This is a genomic window from Streptomyces solicavernae (genome assembly GCF_029968095.1).
Classification (GTDB): domain Bacteria; phylum Actinomycetota; class Actinomycetes; order Streptomycetales; family Streptomycetaceae; genus Streptomyces; species Streptomyces solicavernae.
Genome location: NZ_JASCIR010000002.1, coordinates 1 through 19,262, shown reverse-complemented (window position 1 = coordinate 19,262; position 19,262 = coordinate 1). Strand labels below are relative to the sequence as shown.

The window sequence follows — 19,262 nt, the reverse complement described above, 5'->3', positions numbered from 1 at the left end:
CCCCGCCCCTTCTCCCCTCCCTGCCCTTCTCCCCTATCGGGCCCCCCGGAGCTCCGCTCCCGCGAACTCCCGTACGCCCGCCGCGAAGCCGACCTCCGGGTGCCAGCCGAGTTCGGTGCGCAGCCGCGCGGAGTCCGCGGTGATGTGGCGGACGTCGCCGAGGCGGTACTCGCCCGTGACGCGCGGCGCCGGGCCGCCGTGCGCCGCCGCCAGCTCCGCGGCCAGCTCGCCGACCGTGTGCGGCTCGCCGCTGCCGGTGTTGTACGCGGTGAGCGCGCCGCCCGCCGGGTCCGCCTCCAGGGCCAGGGCGTTGGCCGCCGCCACGTCCCGTACGTGCACGAAGTCCCGCCGCTGCGCACCGTCCTCGTACACCGTCGGCGCCTGCCCGCGGGCGAGCGCCGAGCGGAAGAAGGAGGCCACGCCCGCGTACGGGGTGTCGCGGGGCATCCGGGGGCCGTAGACGTTGTGGTAGCGCAGCGAGACCGCCGTGCCCCCGGTGTCCCGCGCCCACGCGGCCGCCAGGTGCTCCTGGGCCACCTTGGTCGCGGCGTACACGTTCCGCGGGTCCAGCGGCGCGTCCTCGCCGACGAGCCCCGGCGCGAGCCACGCCCCGCACTCCGGGCACCTCGGCTCGAACCGGCCCGCGTCCAGGTCCTCGACGGTGCGCGGCCCGGGGCGGACCCGGCCGTGCCGGGCGCAGTCGTAGCGGCCCTCCCCGTACACGACCATCGAGCCCGCGAGGACGAGCCGGCGCACGCCCGCCCCGGCCATCGCGGCGAGCAGGACGGCGGTGCCGACGTCGTTGTGCGAGGCGTAGTCGGGGGCGTCGGCGAAGCCCGTGCCGAGGCCGACCATGGCCGCCTGGTGGCAGACCGCGTCGGCCCCGGCGAGGGCGCGGGCCACGGCCGCCCCGTCCCGTACGTCCGCGCCGGGGTCGACGCGGGCGTCGAACACGACGGGCTCGTGGCCGCGCGCGGCCAGCGCCTCGACGACATGGGACCCGATGAACCCGGCTCCGCCGGTGACCAGTACACGCATGCCCGCACGCTAGGCCGCCCGGCGGGCGCGGCGGCGGGGCCGCGCCCGCCCGTCATGGATCGGTAAGACGGCGCACGGATCGGTATGGCAGCGCACGGGGCCGTGAGGCGGCGCACGGGGCCGTGAGGCGGCGCACGGATCGGTACGGCGGCCCGGGCGCGGCGGGCCGGCGGATGCGTGCAAGACCCTCGACCAACGGGCATAACCGCCATACCGTGGTAAACACCAGTGACTCGGACCCGAGGGGGTCGGCCATGGTTCAGGAACTGATCCTCGCTGCCGGGGCGGCCGGATCCGCCGGAGTGCTCTACGTGATGGCTGCGGCACGGGTCGTGAAGCAGTACGAGCGCGGTGTGGTCCTGCGTCTCGGACGGCTGCGCCGCGAAGTGCGCCAGCCCGGGTTCACGCTGATCGTCCCGATCGTGGATCACCTCCGCAAGGTGAACATGCAGATCGTCACGATGCCCGTGCCGGCCCAGGAGGGCATCACCCGCGACAACGTCACGGTCTGTGTGGACGCGGTGGTGTACTTCAAGGTCGTGGAGGCCGACAAGGCGATCGTGAACGTCGAGGACTACCGTTTCGCGGTCTCGCAGATGGCGCAGACCTCGCTGCGGTCCATCATCGGCAAGAGCGACCTGGACGACCTGCTCTCCAACCGCGAGAAGCTCAACCAGGGCCTGGAGCTGATGATCGACAGCCCGGCCGTGGGCTGGGGCGTGCAGATCGACCGCGTCGAGATCAAGGACGTGTCCCTGCCGGAGACCATGAAGCGTTCGATGGCCCGCCAGGCCGAGGCCGACCGTGAGCGCCGCGCCCGCGTCATCAACGCCGACGCCGAGCTGCAGGCCTCGAAGAAGCTCGCCGAGGCCGCCCACCAGATGTCGGACGAACCGGCCGCCCTGCAGCTGCGGCTGCTGCAGACCGTGGTGGCCGTCGCCGCCGAGAAGAACTCCACGCTGGTGCTGCCCTTCCCGGTCGAACTCCTCCGGTTCCTGGAGCGCAGCACCCAGCAGACGACAGCGCCCGGCGAGGCGGCACAGCCGGAGACGGCGCAGCCGGAGACGGCGCAGCCGGAGACGGCACAGCCGGAGGCGCCGCACGCCGTGCCGGCCGACCTGCTCCCCGAGGAGGTCATGGACCAGATCAGGGACCAGGTCGGGGCCGCCCCCGCCCCGCCCGACGCCCTGCCGCGCGGCCTCACCCCGGTGCGCGAGGCCGCCGACGACGCCGACCACGCCGACGACTCCAACGACGCCTCCGCGACCGGACCGGCGACCGGGACCGCACCTCGGGCGTGAGCACCCCGGACGTGAGCACCCCGGACGTGAGCACCCCGGACGTCAGCGGCCGCCGCCGAAGCGCTGCGCCACCGCCTGCTCCAGGGTGAGGCCGCTCGCGTCGTCGTCCGGTTCGAGGAAGGCGTGGATCACGGCGAGGGCGAGCGTGCCCATCAGGGAGCGGCCGCGGGCGTGGTCGACGACGCCCGAGCCGGGGTCGCCGACGGCCCGCAGCGTCGTGCCGTCGTTCGTCGCGGACAGCGCGTCCGCCAGGTCGTCCAGGGTCAGGCCGGGGCGCAGCCGCAGTCCGCGCTGCCTGAGGACGTCCGCGTACAGCTCCTTCCACGAGCCGAGGTAGTCGCGGTAGATCCCGGCGACGATCTGCGCGACCTCCTCGTCGCCGTCCGCGGCGAGCATCAGGGTCAGGCCGAGGCGTACGGAGGGCGACTCCACGCCGTCGGCGGCGTGCCGGTAGCCGATGTCGTGCACGGCCCGGACGAAGTCGGTGCCGCTGCGGCCGTGCACGAGGCGGTGGAGCGTGCCGGCCCGCTGGGCGCGGAACTCCGGGCGGTAGTTCTCCTTCCACACCGCGAAGTTGATGAGGTCGACGACGAAGTTCGCGTGCGGGTCCCAGCGGTCCCTGAGCATCGACTCCGCGCGCCCGTCGCGCGGGAACGGCGGCCGGTTCGCCCGGAACGCCGCCGCCACGCCGCGCTGCGACAGCGGGCCGAGCAGCAGCCGCTCGCTGGTCACGGGCAGCCCGGCGCCGGGGCCGAGATGCCGTTCGAGCAGCCGCATCCCGGCGGCGAGGAACCCGGCGGTGACCTTGTGGTTCGCGAGGCTGCTGCGGCCTCGGCGGGTCCGCCGGTTGAGGTGCCGCAGCACGCCGGAGAGATCCTGGTCGTACGGGTAGGGCAGCTCCCGTTTGCTGCGGGGGCCCGGGCGCGGCTCGTCCTTGTCGTCCATGCGGGCATCGTGCCGAGGCGGCTCGGCTTCAACAACCGCGCGGGTGCGGGGAGTTGTGGGCCGGGTTTTCAGCGCTGGTGCGGGGAGGCGGGGCGGGGCGGGGGCGGCGTACACCTGGGGTCCCTGTCCACCTCGCCCCCCTCCCGGAAGGTGCCCCGATGTTCACAGGACTCGCCCTCTGGCTGCTCGCCGGCGCCGCGGTGACGGGCGCCCTGGTGCGCCTGCTCCTCGCCGCCCTCACGGCCCACGCCGCGCGCAGGGCGCTGAGCCCCGACCGTACGAATGCGCGCGTACGGGCCCACCAGCGGGCGGTGCTGCGGATGCTGGTGGAGGGGCTGACGGCGACGAACGGGCGGCGGGGGCCACGGCGTTGAGGCGTGCCGCCGATCGTGGCCGCCCACCCGCAGATCAGGACCAGGGTGCCGGGGTGGATCGGGCGCCTCGCCCACCCCGTCGCCGCGTCCCATACTGGACATATGGTTCCCCGCCCAGAGAACGCCCCGCAGACCTCGTCCGACGACGCCCGGCCCGCGCCCACCGTGTGGCCCACCCTCCTCGCGCACGACGCTCCCGCCCTGATCGACTTCCTGGTCGACACCGTCGGCTTCGAGCGCACCGCCGTCTACGAGGACGGCGGGAAGGTCGCCCACGCCCAGCTCGACTGGCCGGAGGGCGGCGGCATCATGCTCGGCAGCTACGACCCGGAGAAGAAGGGCCCATGGACGCTGGAGCCGGGCACCCTGGGCGCGTACGTCGTCACCGACCACGTCGACGAGCTGTACGAACGCCTCACGGCACCCGGCTCCGGGGTGCAGATCCTGATGGAGATCGTGGATCAGCCGTACGGCAACCGGGAGTTCGCGATCACCGACCCGGAGGGCAACAAGTGGTCCTTCGGCCCGTACCGGGGCGAGCCGCGCCGTTGACGCCTCCGGGCGCCTCCGGGGTGCCTCCGGGTCGCCTCCGGGGCGCCTCCGGTCAGCGCGGCACGAGGGGCCGGACTGCGCCCGAGCGGCAGGCCAAGAACAGGTAAGGTGAGCCTTACTTACGAGCCTTACTTGCCCCGTCCCGTCGCCGCCCGGAGGCCGAGCCATGCCCGAGTCCGTGAAACCCAGCCGGCCGCCGCGCCTCCCGCGGCCGCACCCGGTGGCGCGGGCGGCGAGCGCGCGGGTCGCGGCGCTCGCGGCGGGCGAGGTCGGCGAGGCGGAGTTCTGGCGGGCGGCGGCGGACGCGGGCACGCCGCTCGTGGAGCCGGACGGGGACGGCCACGCGGTCGTGACGTTCCTGTGGCGCGGCTCCCCCGCGACGCGGGCCGTGCTCGCCCTGCCCAACAAGGTCATGGACCCGGCCGACCCGGCGGCCAACCTGATGGCGCGGGTGCCGGGCACGGACGTGTGGCACTGGTCGCTGCGGATGCGGGACGACTGGCGGGCCACGTACAGCCTGTGCGTCGACGAGGGCGGCGCACCGGCCGCGCCGGGCACGCCCGAGCACGCGGCGTGGCTGCGCCGCCTGCACCGCGTCGACCCGCTCAACTCCCGCTCGCTGCAACGGCGTTGGGGCGCGGACCCGATCTCGTACGTGGAGCTGCCCAGGGCGCCGCGCGCGGATGACTGGCGGGTGCGGACGGACGTGCCGGCCGGCGCGGTGCGCGTGCACACGGTGCGCAGCGAGCGGCTGGGCAACGAGCGGCGGGTGTGGGTGTACACACCGCCGGGCCACGAGGCGACGCGGGCGGACCTCCCCGTCCTGGTCCTCTTCGACGGCGAGTCCTGGCAGCCCGCGCTCGGCCTGGCCACGCTGCTCGACAACCTGATCGCGGACGGCCGGGTCCCGCCGCTGGTGGCGCTGCTCCCGGAGGCCCTGGACAACGACACCCGCTGGGCCGAACTCGGCTGCGACGACCGCTTCGCAGGCTTCCTCGCCGACGAACTGCTGCCCTGGGCGGCGGACCGGCTGCCGGTCACCTCCGACCCTGCGCGCACGGTCCTCGCGGGCCAGAGCCTCGGCGGCCTGACGGCGGCGTACGCGGCCCTGCGCGCGCCGCACCGCTTCGGCAACGCGCTTGCGCAGTCGGGGTCGTTCTGGTGGCCCTCGGGCGAGGCCGGGGCGGAGCTGGTGACCGGCCTGGTGCGGGAGTCGCCGCGGCTGCCGGTGCGCTTCTGGCTGTCGGCGGGCGAGCAGGAGTGGGCCCTGCTGCCGTCCGCCCGCCGCCTGCGGGACGCGCTGCGCGAGCGGGGCTACGCGGACGCGGTGTACGGGGAGTTCAACGGCGGCCACGACTGGCTGTGCTGGCGTACCGAACTGGCCGACGGGATCGTGGGGTTGCTCAGCGGCGGACGCTGACCGCCCCCACATACCCCTCGGGCACCGCCACATCCGCGAGCGCCCAGCCGGTGACGGGTTGCGGTTCCGGGCCCGTGCCGACGTACGTGTCGTGGAGGCCGTCGCCCGTGATGCCCTCGCCGGTGCCCTTCAGGCAGGCCTCCTTCCGCGTCCAGCAGCGCGTGAACGCGGCCGTACGGAGCGGGCCCGGGGGCAGCAAGGACAGCTCCGCGTGCTCGCGCGGGTGCAGGGACGCCGCCACGTCGTCGACGAGCGCGTCCGCCGCGAGCGCTTCGAGGTCGACGCCGACCGGCCGGTCGGCGAGGCCGATCAGGGCGTACTGGCCCGAGTGCGAGAGCGAGAAGTGGACCGGCGTGCCCGGCAGGGCGGGGCGGCCGTGCGGGGCGCCGCAGCCCGGGCACGCCTCGCGGACGAAGCGAAGGCCGGCCGGGTCACGGTCCAGGCGGGCGCCGAGCAGACGGCGCAGCAGGGCGTGCGCGGCGACGTACACCTGCCGGTCGGCGGCGCGGCGAAGGCGCTCGGCGCGGGCCCGTTCGCCGGCGTCGAGCAGCCGGAAGCCGTCCGGGTCGGGGGCGCCGGTGAGCCACAGCTCCACGCCCGCCAATTCCCCGCCCGCCAACTCCCCGCCCGGCAATTCCCCGCCCGGCAACTCCACGCCCGCCAATTCCCCGCCCGGCAACTCCACGTCCGCAGAGCCGAGTCGGAGGCCCGGCGGCACGTTCAGCCGCCGGGCCGCGACCGGTGCGGGCCCGCTCAAGCCGTCGCCGCCGCACCCTCGATGTGCGCCGCGCACTCCTCGTACGGGGCGGGGCCGTGCGTCACCCGCCAGCCCTCCGGGCCGGGGGTGTGGGCGGGCCACAGGGAGTGCTCGGCGCGCATATTGCGCAGCACCAGGTGGGTGGGCGCTTGGCCCCGCTCCCCTGTCGGCTGGTCGAAGGGGCCGGGTCCGGCGGTCATCGGTCGAGCTCCTTGAGGCGGCGGCTGAGGACGTCCACGATCTCGTCCAGGTGGGGGGCCTGGGTGAGGTGCGGGTGCAGGCAGTCGATGGCGTGCTCCGTCAGGGTGCCACCGATGTACGGCCGCCAGGAGTCCGGGGTCAGCCAGTGCTCCGGGCGGGGTGCGGCGGCGGTGAAGAACAGCACGTCGCCGTCGAAGCGCCGGTGGCGGTGGGCGCGCATCAGGTGGGCGTTGTTGACCACGATGTCGACGACGGCGGTCAGGGTCGTGTCGCTGAGCCCGGCCAGGGCGCTGCCCTCGCGGTGCAGGGTGGCGAGCACGTCGTCGCGGGTCAGCTCGTCGGTGCGCTCGTACCCGGCCATCCGCAGGAGTGCGGTGAGCGCGTCGGCCTCGGCGGGGACGGCCTGGTCCTGCCACTGGTCGGACGGGTAGGCGTCGAGCAGCGAGAGCAGTTCGACCTCCTCGCCCGCCTCCTGGAGGAGTACGGCGACGGTGTGCGCCACGACCCCGCCGACGGACCAGCCGAGCAGCCGGTACGGGCCGTGCGGCTGTACGGTGCGCAGTTCCCGTACGTAATCGGCGGCCATCTCGGCCATGGACGCGGGCAGGTGGGCATCGGCCTCGGCGAGCAGTCCGCGTGCCTGGAGTCCGTACACCGGCTGGTCCGGGTCGAGGCGGGCGAGCAGCCCCGAGTAGCACCAGCTGAGGCCGCCCGCCGGGTGGAAGACGAACAGCGGGGTGCGGCTGCCGGCGGTGCGCAGCGGGAGGAGCGTGCGGAGCACCGCGTCGTTGCCGAGCCCGGCGTCCAGCTGGGCGGCGAGCGCGGCCGGGGTCTGGGCCTGGAACAGCGCGCCGATGGCGAGGTCGGCGCCGAGGGTGTCGCGGATGCGGCGGACCAGGCGGGCGGCGAGCAGCGAGGTGCCGCCCAGGTCGAAGAATCCATCGTCCATGCCCACGCTCAGTCGGTCCTGTCCCAGGACTTCGGCGAAGAGCCGGGTCAGGGTCTCCTCGCGCGGGTCCCGGGGCGCGCGCCCGGTGCCGGTGGCGGCCTGCGCGGGCGCGGGCAGGGCCTTGCGGTCCAGCTTGCCGTTGGGGCTGAGCGGGAAGTCGTCGAGGACGACGAGGGCGCCGGGGACCATGTAGTCGGGCAGGGTCTGCGCGAGGCGGTCGCGTACGGCGTCAGCGTCAAAGGCCTCTGCATGGGGCCCGGTCACGTAGCCGACGAGGCGCTGGTCGCCGGGCCGGTCCTCGCGGACCAGGACGCAGGCGCCGGTGATGCCCTCGCGGGCGGCCAGCTCGGTCTCGATCTCGCCGAGTTCGATGCGCAGTCCGCGCAGCTTGACCTGGTGGTCGGTGCGGCCCAGGTACTCGATCTCGCCGTGCTCGGTCCAGCGCGCCAGGTCGCCGGTACGGTACATGCGGCTGCCGGCCGGTCCGTACGGGTCGGCGACGAAACGGGACGCGGTGAGGGCGGGGCGGCCCAGGTACGCGGTGGCCAACTGGACGCCCGCGAGGTGGAGTTCGCCGGGCACGCCGGGCGGGCACGGCTGCAGCGCCGCGTCCAGGACGTAGAGGCGGGTGTTCCACACGGGCTTGCCGATCGGTACCGGCCCCGCGACGGCAGGCCGGGTGTCGCACGGGTGGTACGTGACGTCGACGGCGGCCTCGGTCGGCCCGTACAGGTTGTGCAGCTCCACCTCGGGCAGGGTGCGGCCGAACTCCTGGACGGTCTCGCGGGGCAGGGCCTCGCCGCTGCAGAACACGCGGCGCAGGCCGGTGCAGTCGGCGGCGCCCGGCTCGGCGAGGAACACCTGGAGCATGGACGGCACGAAGTGGCAGGTGGTGACCGCCTGTTCGCGGATGGTGCGGGCCAGGTAGGCGGGGTCCTTGTGGCCGCCGGGCGCGGCCATCACGATCGTGGCGCCGACCCGAAGGGCCCAGAAGAACTCCCACACGGACACGTCGAACCCGGACGGCGTCTTCTGCAGCACCCGGTCGCCGGGCCCGAGCGGATACTCCGCCTGCATCCAGCGCAGCCGGTTGTCGATCGCCCCGTGCGGCACGACGACGCCCTTGGGGCGGCCGGTGGAGCCGGAGGTGTAGATGACGTACGCGGGATGCTGCGGGGTGAGCGCGCGCGGCGGGTTGACCGGCAACTCGCCGCTCACGTCCAGACCCTGGAGAACCACGGCCGGTACGCCGACCCCGGCGGGAACGCGGGCGGCGGTGTCCGCGATCACGACGGCGGGCCGGGCGTCCTCGACCATGTGGGCGAGGCGTTCCGCCGGGTAGTCCGGGTCGAGCGGCAGATAGGCGCCGCCCGCCTTGGCCACGGCGAGCAGGGCGACGACCAGGTCGAGGGAGCGCGGCACGGCGACGGCGGCGAGCGCCCCCGGCCGCACACCCAGCTCGGCGAGGTGCCACGCGAGCCGGTTGGCGCGGGCGTTGAGTTCGCCGTACGTGAGCGTGCTGCCGTCGAAGACGAGCGCGGGCGCGTCCGGGGTGCGGGCGGCCTGGGCCTCGATGGGGCCGATGAGGGTGGTCGGGGGCACGTCCCGCGCGGTGGCGTTGAACTCGTCGAGGACCAGGGCGCGTTCGGCGCCGGTGCAGATGCCGTGGCGGGCCAGCGGCTCGTGCGGGTCGGCCGCGGCGATCCGGGCCAGGAGTGCGAGGAAACGGCGCTGGTGGACGCCGAGTTCGTGCTCCTTGTACAGGGCGGGGTTGCCGTCGTGGTCGATGCGCAGGCCGCTGCCGTCGGCGCGGTCGTAGATGTTGACGGTGAGGTCGTCCACCGGGCCCGCGGACAGGTTGTGGGCCGTGCTCGGCGCCCCGGCGAAGGTCAGGCCGTAGTCGAACGGCATGACGTTGACGAGCGGGCCGACCAGGGCGCGGCCCTCGCCGAGCAGGCCGAGGTCGCGGCGGATCTCCTCGTACCGGTAGCGCTGGTGCTTGCGGGCGGCGCGGATGCCGAGGACGACCTGCCGGGTCAGCTCGGCGAAGGTGGCGTGCGGGGCGACGGTGAGGCGCAGCGGCAGCACGTTCATGACCATGCCGGGGATGCGCAGCGCGGCCGAGCCCATGCGGCCCATCATCGGCAGGCCGAGCACGACCTCCTCGGTGTGCGTGGCGCGGGACAGGTACAGGGCCTGCGCGGCGATCAGCACCTCGGGCCAGGTGGCGCGCACCCCGGCGGCCAACTCCTTGAGCCGGTCGGAGAGTTCGGCGCCGATGTGCGCGGTGCGGCGGTGGAAGGTGCGGGACGGCAGGGCGGTGCGCCCGGCGAGGTTCACGGCCTCGGGCCGGTCCGCGAACGCCGCGTTCCAGTGCGCGCGGTCCGTCTCGTACGCCTGGGAGCTGCGGTACGCGGCGTCCTCGGCGACGAGGTCGGTGAGGCGGCCGAAGGGGCTCGGGCCCGGCTCGTCGCCGGCGGCGAGCGCGGTGTAGACCTCGGCGGTGCGGCGGGCGAGCAGCGAGTAGCCGAAGCCGTCCATCACGGCGTGGTGGACGCGCTGGAACCAGAGCCGGCGCTCGTCGGCGACCCGGAACAGGGCGTGCTGGAACAGCGGCCCGGCGGCCAGGTCGAAGGGGCGCGCCAGGTCCTCGCGCATGCGGGCGCGGGCGGTGGCGTCCGGGTCGGCGGCGCCGCGCAGGTCGTACTCCTCGAACGGGAAGCGGGCCGGGTCCGCGGGGTCGTCTGAGCCGAGGGCGAGCGGGAGCTGGCGCGGCCCTTCGGCGGTCTCGGCCAGCCGGACCCGCAGCGCGTCCGCCTCACCGGCGACGCGGCGCAGGGCCCGCGCGAACAGCCGGGGCTCGACGGGGCCGTGGATCTCGATGCACTCGGCGGTGTTCTGCGCGGGGCTCTGGGGGTCCAGGGCCTGCGCGAACCACATGCCGGACTGGGCGGCGGTGAGCGGGAGCCCCGCCACCGGCAGGGCCTCGGTGGCGGGTTCGAGCAGGGCGGTCATGCCGTCACTCCGAGCAGCGGTGCCCAGGCCTCGATCGCGGGCTGTTCGGCGAGGTCCACGAAGGTGGCGTCGGCGCCGTGGTCGCGGCGCCAGCGCTCCAGGAGGGCCATGATGCGGACGGAGTCCAGGCCGTAGTCGACGAGGTTCTCGTCGACGGGGATGTCGGCGATGTCCTCGCCGAGCGCGTCGGCGACGTCGGCGCGTATCTGCTCGACGGTCAGTGTGCTCGTTGCCATGCTGCTCAGGCCCCCTGGAAGGTGGTTCCGGTCGTGGTGACGACGGCGCACTTGGCGGCCGCCCAGCGCAGCGCCAGGTCGTGGTCGGCGCGGGAGAAGTCGGCGACGGCGTCGGCGACGAGGAAGGCCTGGATGTCCTGCATCCAGGCGTCGCAGGCGGACATCAGGACGCCGATGTGGGCGTACACGCCGACGATCACGAGCTGGTCGCGGCTCTGTTCCCGCATCATCTGCGCGAGGTCGGTCCGTACGAACGCGCTGTACTTCCACTTGGTGAGGACGGTGTCGCCGTCCTCGGGTGCGACGGCCGGCGCGATGGCCTTCGCGGACGCGTCGTCGGGCAGCCCGGGGCCCCAGAAGTCCTGCTGGAGCCCGCGCTCGGCCGGGCTCTGGCCGCCGGGCTGCGCGGAGTACACGACCGGCACGCCGAGCGCACGGGCCTGGCTCGCCAACTTCCCCACGTTGCCGAGGAGTTCGGTGACCGGCGACTGGTCCTGCTCGAAGGCGCGCAGGAAGTAGTTCTGCAGATCGTGCACGAGCAGCACGGCACGGGACGGGTCGACGGTCCACGCGACGCGGTTCGCGGGCAGTTCGTCCGCGGTGGGCAGGGGGTACGGGGAGATGGCGGGGAGGGCCATGGTGTGGGGGCCTTTCGGTGTTACTGGTCGGCTGCGGCGGTCGTACGGAGGTCCTTCTTGGAGACCTTGCCGATGCCGGTCTGCGGGAACGCGTCGACGAACTCGACCCGGTCGGGGACCTTGAAGGCGGCGAGCCCGTGCTCCCGTACGAACTTCTTGATCGCGACGGGCCTCAGGGGTTCGGCGTCGGCGCGCAGGATGACGTACGCGCAGGTGCGCTCGCCCAGATACGCGTCGGGCACGGCGACGACGGACACGTCGTGCACGGCGGGGTGGCCGAGGACGACGTTCTCGACCTCCTCCGGGGCGACCTTCTCGCCGCCGCGGTTGATCTGGTCCTTGGCGCGGCCCTCGACGACGAGATGTCCCCTCTCCATCATGCGGACGACATCCCCGGTGCGGTAGAAGCCGTCCTCGGTGAAGGACCGCTTGTTGTGCTCGGGGGCGCGCCAGTAGCCGCGGATGGTGTACGGGCCACGGGTGAGAAGGTGCCCGGTCTGACCGGCTTCAAGATCCTGGTCGTTGTCGTCGACGACGCGGATCTCGTCGTGGGCGGAGATCGGGCGGCCCTGTGTGGCGACGATCGTCTCCACCGGGTCGTCCAGACGCGTGTAGTTGACGAGCCCCTCCGCCATGCCGAACACCTGCTGGAGCGTGCAGTTCAGGGCGGGCCGTACCCGGCGGGCGGCCTCCTCGCTGAACTTGGCGCCGCCGACCAGGAGGACGTCGAGGCTGGACAGGTCGTACCGGGCGGTCGGCCCGGCCTCGGTCCACACCAGGGCGAGCGGCGGCACGAGTCCGGTGATCGTGACGCCCTCGCGCTCGATGACCGGGAAGGCGGTCTCCGGGTCGGGCTGCGGGCACAGCACCACCCGCCCGCCCGCGTAGAGGACGCCCAGCGAACCCGGCGAGGAGAGCGGGAAGTTGTGCGCGGCGGGCAGCACGACGAGGAACACGGAGTCCTCGTCGACGCCGCAGATCTCGTTCGATCCCCACAGCGAGTAGATGTAGTCGTCGTGGGTGCGCGGGATCAGCTTGGGCACACCCGTGGACCCGCCGGAGAGCTGCAGGAACGCCAGGTCGGAGGGTTCGGGCTCGTCGTACGGGACGAAGTCGTCGCGGGCGACGTCGGTGAGCGGGGTGTGCGGGCCGGGCTCGCCGGCCACGAACACGTCGCGCAGGGCGGGCGCTTGGGCCTGGACCTTTGCGGCCAGCTCACGGTGGTCAAAGCCCGCGACGACATCCGGAATGACGTACGCGACGGCCTCGGTGAACTCGCAGAAGTACCGGATCTCCGTCTCGCGGTGCGCGGGCAGCGCGAAGACCGGCAGCGCCCCGATCCGGAACAGGCCGAAGATCACCTCGAAGAACTCGGCCACGTTGGGGAGTTGGACGACGACCCGGTCGCCCTTGCCGATGCCGCGCGCGGCGAAGCCGTTCGCGAGGCGGTCGGCGCGCCGGTCGAGCTCGCCGTACGTCCAGCGGCGCTCGCCGTCGACGACCGCGATCCGGTCGGGGTGGGCGGCGGCGCGCTCGTGGAGCAGGGCGCCGAAGGTCTCGCCGCGCCAGTAGCCGAGGGCGCGGTAGCGCTCGGCGAACTCCTCGGGCCAGGTGGGCGCGTCTGCGCTGACGGGGGCGGGGGTGGTCACAGTTCGGCTCCCACGGCGTTCAGGAAGGTACGGAACTTGGCGCCGGTCTCGGCGGTCTCGGCCTCCGGCGAGGAGTCGGCGACGACCCCGGCGCCCGCGTACAGGCGCAGCAGGTCCTGCCCGGCCTCGGCGCAGCGGATGGTGACGACCCACTCGCCGTCGCCCTGGGCGTCGCCCCAGCCGACCATGCCGGTGAACAGGGACCGGTCGAAGGGTTCGAGGTCGCGGATGACCTCACGGGCGAGCGGGGTGGGCGTACCGCACACGGCGGGGGTCGGGTGCAGGGCGCACGCCAGCTCCAGGGCGGACGCGGCCGGTTCGCGCAGCGTCCCGGTGACGGTGGTGGACAGGTGCCACATGGCGGCGGTCCGGACGAGGGTGGGCCGCTCGGGCACGTCGAGGTCGTCGCAGTACGGGGCGAGCGCGGCCCGTACCGCGTCCACGACGACCGCGTGCTCGTGCAGGTCCTTCGGCGACCGAAGGAGCGCGGCGGCGCGGCGCACGTCCTCGGCGAGGTCGGCGCTGCGCGGCGTGGAACCGGCGAGCGGGTTGGCGACGAGCCGGCCGCCGCGCCGGGACACGAGGAGTTCGGGGCTGGCGCCGAGCAGGGTGCGGCCGGGGCCCGACGGCACGGCGAAGGTGTAGCCGGAGGGGTCGCGCCGGGCGAGCCGCTGCAGCAGTGCGGGCAGGTCCAGGGGCTGCGGCGAGCGGAGTTCCAGGGTCCGGGCGAGGACGACCTTGCTGAACTCCCCGGCGCGCATGCGCTGCACGGCACGGGCGACGGACGCGGCGTACTCCTCGGGCGCGGGCACCTGGCACACGTCCCAGTCGGCGTCGCCGGGCGCCTCGGCGGGCACACCGATCAGCGGGTCCCGGTGCAGCGCGGGCGCCCAGCGGACGGCCTCGGGCACGGCGAGCGCGGCCGGCTCCTCGTGGTCGAAGGGGATGGCCCCGACGACGACGGGCGCGGGGTTCCCTGCGGCCATCTGCTCCCGCAGGGCCGCGGCGACCCGCTCGGCCAGCGGCCGTGCGTCGTGCGGGACTTCTGCGCGGGTTCCGTGGGCGAGGAGGGTACGCGTCGGCGAGGCGAAGAAGCGGTCGTCGCCGGGTTGATAGGCGTCGAGCAGCGCGGTGGCGGCCCCGACGGTGGGCGCGGCGGGGGCGACGTCCTGGGTGGATGTCACGGGTAGGTCTCCTGAGGGGGGTGAGGGGGGTGGGTCCAGCCCGTTCAAGGGGGGGCAATCCAGCCCGTCCGGCGTTTGAGGACGAGGCCGCAGGCCGATCGACGGCAACCGGGTCAACGGTGCGGAACGGCCGGCGTAAGACCGGTTCAGGCCCGCAACGTCGCCCCACCGTCCACGTACAAGTCATGCATCGTGATGTGCCGAGCCCGGTCGGAGACGAGGAACACCACCGCCTCCGCGATGTCCGCAGGCTCGGCGATCCGCCCGAGCGGAATCCCGACGCGGTACGCCGAGGGGTCACCCTCGATGACGCGCCGAGCGGACGACTCCGCGTCCTCGCCCCACAGCTGCCGCTGCATCGCGGTGTCCGTGGAGCCGGGCGAGACCACGTTGCACCGCACCTGGCTGCGGGCCAGTTCGAGCCCGAGGCACTTGGTGAACATGGTCGCGGCGGCCTTGGACGCGGCGTACGCGGCCATCGAACTGCGCGGCACCCCGGCCGCGTTGGAGCCGACCGTGACGATGCAGCCGGCCCGGCGCTCCCCCATGCGGCGGGCGGCGGCGCGCGAGGTGTGGAACACGCCGGTGGTGTTGACCGCGAACGTCTCGGCCCAGTCGGCGTCGGTGAGCTCGACGACGGGCGCGGGACGCAGCACCCCGGCCACGTTGACGAGGATGTCGAGCGGCCCGACGGTGCGCTCCACGTCGTCCACGAGCGCGTCGACGGCGGACGCGACGGTGACGTCCAGCTCCCGTGCGAGCACCCGCCCGTCGGGGACGTCGTCGGCGAGCCGCTTGATGCCGTCCGCCTCGCGGTCGACGGCCACGACGCGGGCGCCGCGGTCGACGAGCGCGCGGGTGACGGCCGCGCCGATGCCCTGGCCCGCACCGGTCACGAGGGCGGTGCGGCCGGCGAGCTCCCCTACGGCGGCGCTCACTTGGCCATCGCCTTCTCGATGTCGTCCAGGACGGAGACGGCCGCGTTGGCGCCGCCGAGACTGGTCCACTTGGAGCCGTCGATCTCGGTGACGTGCCCGTCCTTGACGGCGTCGAGCTGCTTGTACGCGGCCTTGTCCTTGAGCTCGCCGAAGAGGTCGGCGTCCTTGCCGGTGGAGGCGAGGGTGCCGATGAACAGCCAGTCGGCGTCGATCTGCTTCAGGTCCTCCTCGCTGAGCGGCGTGGAGTGGCCCTGGCCCTTGTCGTTCTGGATGCCGGGCCGCTTGAAGCCCAGGTCGTTGAGGACGTCGGAGATGAACACGCCCTGCTGCATGACGGCGGTGCCCTTGGCGGAGTAGCGGGCCACGGACACGGTGGCGCCTGCGCGGTCGCCGAGGTTCTTCTTCAGCTCGGCGGCCTTCTTGTCGTAGTCGGCGAGGAAGCTCTTGGCCTCGTTCTGCTTGCCGAGGACCTGGCCGGTCAGGGTGAGGGCCTTCTTCCAGTCCTTGTCCTTGCCGACGGTGACGACGGTCGGGGCGATCGCGGACAGCTGTCTCAGCACCTGCGGGTCGGCGAGCTGCCCGGCGAGGATGACGTCCGGCTCGGCCTGCACGACCTTCTCGATATCGGGGCCGGTGACGGCGCCGACCACGGGAATGCCCTTGGCGTCGTCGGCCAGGTACTCGGGTGCGCCCTTCTGGCCGCGGCCGGCGGTGAGTCCGACGGGCTTCACGCCGAGGGCGAGCGAGGAGTCGAGGTCCATCTCGCTGAGCGCGACGACGTTCTTCGGCGCGGCCGGGACCTGCACCTTCTTGCCGGTGGCGTCGGTGACCGACACCTTCTTCGCGTCGCCCTTGCCGGCGTCGGCGGTGGTGGCGCCCTTGTCCGATCCGCAGGCGGTGAGCGTGAGCGCGGAGGCGAGGGTGACGGCGGCCACCGCGGCCGGCCGGGCGCGAGGGGTGGGGTGCTGGGACATGGGTGATTCTCCGAAGGTCAGGGTCACGTGCTGGTCCGACACGTCACCGGCGACGCATTCCGGGCATGGCGGGGCATCCACCCCAGGCATCAGCCCGCTGCGGTACTTAGGTTAGGCTAAGTTTATGTCGATCACGCAAGTGGGTGAGCCACCCAGGGCTCAGGCCGAACCGCCGGCAGCCCTGCCGAAACGGATACACCGCCCAACTCTCCTGGCCGCGGCCACACTTGTGGCGCTGCTGTTCCTGCTGGCCCTGGCCTCGCTCCTGATCGGCACCGGCTCCACCCCCGTCGGCCGCGCCTGGGACTTCCTCCTCGGCGACCCCACGGCCCGCGCGGACGCCCAACTCCGCCTCGCCGTACTGGACGTACGCCTGCCGCGCACCGTCGCCGCCGTCCTCGTCGGCGTCTCGCTCGGCGCCGCGGGCTGCCTCCTGCAGGCCGTCACCCGCAACCCGCTCGCCGAGACCGGCCTCCTCGGCGTCAACTCCGGCGCCGCGCTCGGCGTGGTGACCGGTCTCACGTACTTCGGCGTCAACTCCCCCTACGCGATGCTGGTCTGGGCCCTCGCCGGCGGCATGGCCGCGAGCGCCGTCGTCCTGCTGCTCGCCGCCTCCGGGCGCGCGGCCGGCTCCCCGCTGCGCCTGGTCCTCGCCGGGTCCGCGCTCGGCGCGACCTTCCACGGACTCACCTCGTACGTGCTGCTCAGCACCCAGTCGACCTTCGACACCTACCGCTACTGGACCATCGGTTCGCTCGCGGGCATCGAGACCGCCGACACATATCCGCTGCTGCCGCTGATCGCCCTCGGCCTGCTCGTCGCCTTCGGCTGCGCCCGGCCGCTCGGCGCGCTCGCCCTCGGCGACGACAGCGCCCGCTCCCTCGGCCACCACCCGGGCCGCATCCGGCTCGTGGTCGCCGCGGCGGTGACGCTGCTCGCCGGCAGTGCGGTCGCGCTCGCCGGCCCGGTCGCGTTCCTCGGGCTGCTCGCGCCGTACGCGGCCCGTACCGTCAGCGGGCCGCGTATCGCCTCCCAACTCCTGCTCTCCGCACTGGTCGCGGCCAATGTGCTGATCGTCGCCGACCTGCTCGCCCGCGTCGTGATCCGCCCCTGGGAGACCCCGGTCAGCGTGCTGCTCGCGTTCGTCGGCGGCCCGCTGCTGATCTGGATCGCGCGCACGGACCGGATGTCCACGGCAGGGGCGTCGGCATGAGCACTCCTACGAGAAAGACCACCGCGCCCGGCACCGGCACCGCCCTCGACATCACCCCGCCCGACTCCACCGTCGTCCGGATGGGCACCCTCTCCTGGCTGTTCCCGCACCGCAGCGCGCTCGCCGCCCTCGGCCTCGGGGTGCTCCTCGTCCTGATCACCGCCCTCGGCACCTTCGCCTCGTCCACCGGCATGGGCTTCGCCGAAACCCTCAAGGGACTGCTCGGGACCGGCGATCCGGCCATGGTCATGCTGGTCCAGGACTTCCGGCTGCCGCGGATCGCGGTCGGCCTGATGGTCGGCGCGGCCCTCGGGATCTCCGGCTGCCTCACCCAGACCCTGGCCGGCAACCGGCTCGCCACCCCCGACGTCATCGGCGTCAACGAGGGCGCCACCGCGGCCGTCGTCGCCTCCGTGGTCGGGTCGAGCACCGGCCTGCTCGGCGACTGGTGGCTCGGCCCGCTCGGCGCGGTCGGCGCCGCGGTCCTCGTCGTCCTGTGCGCGGGCGGGGTGGGCGGCCGCGGCTACCGCCTCCTCGTCGTCGGCATCGGCGTCTCCACCGTCATCGGCGCCGTCACCGACCTGGTCATGTCCCGCGAGAACGACAACACCGCGGGCGGCGTGTTCCTGTGGACGGTCGGCAGCCTCAGCGGCCGCGACTGGGCCGTCGGCACGCCTCTCCTCGCCGCCCTGACCGTCCTCGTACCCCTCGCCCTGGTCGCAGGCAGCCGCCTCCAACTCCTCCGCTTCGACGACGACATGGCGAGCACCCTCGGCGTGGACCTGACCGTCGTACGGGCCACCACGCTCGCCCTGGCGGTGGCGCTCGCGGGCGTCGCCGTGGGCATCGGCGGCCCCATCGCCTTCGTGGCCCTCGCCGCCCCCGTGATCGCGGGCCGGCTCAGCGGGCCGACGCGGGTCCCCGTGCTCGGCTCGGCGCTCGTGGGCGCGGCGCTGATCGGCACGGCGGACACGCTCGGCCGGGTCGTCGCGCCGGTGGAGATCCCCGTAGGCGTCATCACCAGTGTGCTCGGCGGGCCGTTCCTGCTGTGGGTGCTGTTCGGCGCCAAGAGCACTGTTTCCGGAAAGGCCTGACCCCCATGCACCTCACCGTGGACCACCTCACCGCGGGCTACCCGGGCCACACCGCCGTAAGCGGCGTCGACCTGTCGGTGCCCGCCGGGCAGGTCGTGGCGATCGTCGGCCCCAACGGCTGCGGCAAGTCGACGCTGCTGCGCGCCATCGCCCGCCTGCACAGGCCGAGTTCGGGCAGCGTGCGGGCCGGGGACGCCGACGTCTGGCAGCTCCGGCAGCGCGCCGCCGCCCACCGCGTCGCGCTCCTCCCGCAGGCCCCGCAGGCCCCGGAGGCGGTGACGGTCGCGGGCCTCGTCCGGTACGGCCGCCATCCGCACCAGGGCCTGTTCCGCCAGTGGTCCCGCGCGGACGAGCAGGCCGTACGGGACGCCCTCGACGCGACCGGCACCACCGAGCTCGCCGCCCGCCGCCTCGACCGGCTCTCCGGCGGCCAACGCCAGCGCTGCTGGCTCGCGATGGTCCTCGCGCAGGAAACCCCGGTCGTCCTCCTCGACGAGCCGACCAGCGCCCTCGACCTCGGCCACGCGGTGGAGGTCCTGGAACTGGTCCGCGAGGTCGCGGCGGCGGGCCGCACGGTGGTGATGGTCCTGCACGACCTGGGCAGCGCGGCCCGTTACGCGGACACGGTCGTCGCGATGAACGCGGGCCGGGTCGTGGCCCAGGGCCCGGCCCACGAGATCGTGGACGCGTCGCTGGTGCGGGAGCTGTACGGCATCGAGGCGGACATCCTGGCGGCCCCCGGGGACGGGTCGCCGGTGGTGGTTCCGGTGGGGCGGGTGCGGGC

Annotated in this window: 18 protein-coding genes; 7 read left to right on the top strand and 11 right to left on the bottom strand. The window is 74.1% G+C overall.

All coding sequences use genetic code 11. From position 1 onward, the window contains the following. Window positions 1-33: 33 nt before the first annotated feature. The gene (locus tag QIS99_RS02570; RefSeq protein ID WP_282509959.1) at window positions 34-1,038 is read right to left on the bottom strand and encodes an NAD-dependent epimerase/dehydratase family protein; all 1,005 of its coding nucleotides are present in this window, start codon (window positions 1,036-1,038) and stop codon (window positions 34-36) included. A gap of 254 nt (window positions 1,039-1,292) precedes the next feature. Between QIS99_RS02570 and QIS99_RS02565 the strand changes: the two genes are divergently transcribed. Further along, window positions 1,293-2,339, top strand: a complete 1,047-nt coding sequence (locus QIS99_RS02565) for a slipin family protein (RefSeq protein WP_282509957.1) — start codon at window positions 1,293-1,295, stop codon at window positions 2,337-2,339. A 42-nt stretch (window positions 2,340-2,381) separates the two neighbouring features. Here QIS99_RS02565 and QIS99_RS02560 read toward each other — a convergent pair whose 3' ends face one another. After that, complete coding sequence (locus tag QIS99_RS02560) at window positions 2,382-3,284, bottom strand: hypothetical protein (protein WP_282509955.1); 903 nt, start codon at window positions 3,282-3,284, stop codon at window positions 2,382-2,384. Between the two features lie 158 nt (window positions 3,285-3,442). Here QIS99_RS02560 and QIS99_RS02555 point away from each other — a divergent pair, with 158 nt between their 5' ends. The 3 genes from QIS99_RS02555 (at window position 3,443) to fes (ending at window position 5,630) form a co-directional block, all read left to right on the top strand. Beyond that, window positions 3,443-3,658 (top strand): hypothetical protein, encoded by a 216-nt coding sequence (locus QIS99_RS02555; protein ID WP_282509953.1) that lies wholly within the window; start codon window positions 3,443-3,445, stop codon window positions 3,656-3,658. Window positions 3,659-3,760: 102 nt separating this feature from the next. Next, window positions 3,761-4,210 (top strand): VOC family protein, encoded by a 450-nt coding sequence (locus QIS99_RS02550; RefSeq protein ID WP_282509952.1) that lies wholly within the window; start codon window positions 3,761-3,763, stop codon window positions 4,208-4,210. Between the two features lie 166 nt (window positions 4,211-4,376). After that, window positions 4,377-5,630: an enterochelin esterase gene (gene fes, locus QIS99_RS02545; protein WP_282509951.1), complete on the top strand. Its 1,254-nt coding sequence runs from the start codon at window positions 4,377-4,379 to the stop codon at window positions 5,628-5,630. Here fes and QIS99_RS02540 read toward each other — a convergent pair. From QIS99_RS02540 to QIS99_RS02500, 9 genes are all read right to left on the bottom strand, one after another. Next, window positions 5,614-6,387: a 4'-phosphopantetheinyl transferase family protein gene (locus QIS99_RS02540; protein ID WP_282509949.1), complete on the bottom strand. Its 774-nt coding sequence runs from the start codon at window positions 6,385-6,387 to the stop codon at window positions 5,614-5,616. The genes fes and QIS99_RS02540 overlap by 17 nt on opposite strands. Beyond that, a complete protein-coding gene (locus QIS99_RS02535; protein WP_282509947.1) occupies window positions 6,384-6,587 on the bottom strand; it encodes an MbtH family NRPS accessory protein in 204 nt (67 codons plus the stop codon). Before QIS99_RS02535 ends, QIS99_RS02540 begins: the two co-directional genes overlap by 4 nt. Next, window positions 6,584-10,552, bottom strand: coding sequence for an amino acid adenylation domain-containing protein (locus tag QIS99_RS02530; RefSeq protein ID WP_282509945.1), 3,969 nt, complete (start codon window positions 10,550-10,552; stop codon window positions 6,584-6,586). The genes QIS99_RS02535 and QIS99_RS02530 overlap by 4 nt, the downstream gene beginning before the upstream one ends. After that, window positions 10,549-10,788, bottom strand: coding sequence for a phosphopantetheine-binding protein (locus tag QIS99_RS02525; protein WP_282509943.1), 240 nt, complete (start codon window positions 10,786-10,788; stop codon window positions 10,549-10,551). Before QIS99_RS02525 ends, QIS99_RS02530 begins: the two co-directional genes overlap by 4 nt. Before the next feature lie 5 nt (window positions 10,789-10,793). Beyond that, window positions 10,794-11,426, bottom strand: coding sequence for an isochorismatase family protein (locus QIS99_RS02520; RefSeq protein WP_282509941.1), 633 nt, complete (start codon window positions 11,424-11,426; stop codon window positions 10,794-10,796). A gap of 20 nt (window positions 11,427-11,446) precedes the next feature. Further along, window positions 11,447-13,075 (bottom strand): (2,3-dihydroxybenzoyl)adenylate synthase, encoded by a 1,629-nt coding sequence (locus tag QIS99_RS02515; RefSeq protein WP_282509939.1) that lies wholly within the window; start codon window positions 13,073-13,075, stop codon window positions 11,447-11,449. Beyond that, complete coding sequence (gene dhbC, locus QIS99_RS02510) at window positions 13,072-14,259, bottom strand: isochorismate synthase DhbC (protein ID WP_282509937.1); 1,188 nt, start codon at window positions 14,257-14,259, stop codon at window positions 13,072-13,074. Before dhbC ends, QIS99_RS02515 begins: the two co-directional genes overlap by 4 nt. Before the next feature lie 146 nt (window positions 14,260-14,405). Beyond that, window positions 14,406-15,197: a 2,3-dihydro-2,3-dihydroxybenzoate dehydrogenase gene (locus tag QIS99_RS02505; RefSeq protein WP_282509935.1), complete on the bottom strand. Its 792-nt coding sequence runs from the start codon at window positions 15,195-15,197 to the stop codon at window positions 14,406-14,408. Continuing rightward, a complete protein-coding gene (locus QIS99_RS02500) occupies window positions 15,194-16,171 on the bottom strand; it encodes an ABC transporter substrate-binding protein (RefSeq protein WP_282509933.1) in 978 nt (325 codons plus the stop codon). The genes QIS99_RS02505 and QIS99_RS02500 overlap by 4 nt, the downstream gene beginning before the upstream one ends. A gap of 124 nt (window positions 16,172-16,295) precedes the next feature. Here QIS99_RS02500 and QIS99_RS02495 point away from each other — a divergent pair, with 124 nt between their 5' ends. The 3 genes from QIS99_RS02495 to QIS99_RS02485 all read left to right on the top strand — a co-directional run. Further along, window positions 16,296-17,384 (top strand): FecCD family ABC transporter permease, encoded by a 1,089-nt coding sequence (locus tag QIS99_RS02495; protein WP_282509930.1) that lies wholly within the window; start codon window positions 16,296-16,298, stop codon window positions 17,382-17,384. After that, window positions 17,381-18,478, top strand: a complete 1,098-nt coding sequence (locus tag QIS99_RS02490) for a FecCD family ABC transporter permease (RefSeq protein ID WP_282509928.1) — start codon at window positions 17,381-17,383, stop codon at window positions 18,476-18,478. The genes QIS99_RS02495 and QIS99_RS02490 overlap by 4 nt, the downstream gene beginning before the upstream one ends. A gap of 5 nt (window positions 18,479-18,483) precedes the next feature. Further along, on the top strand, window positions 18,484-19,262 hold a 779-nt coding region (locus tag QIS99_RS02485), incomplete at its 3' end, for an ABC transporter ATP-binding protein (protein ID WP_282509926.1).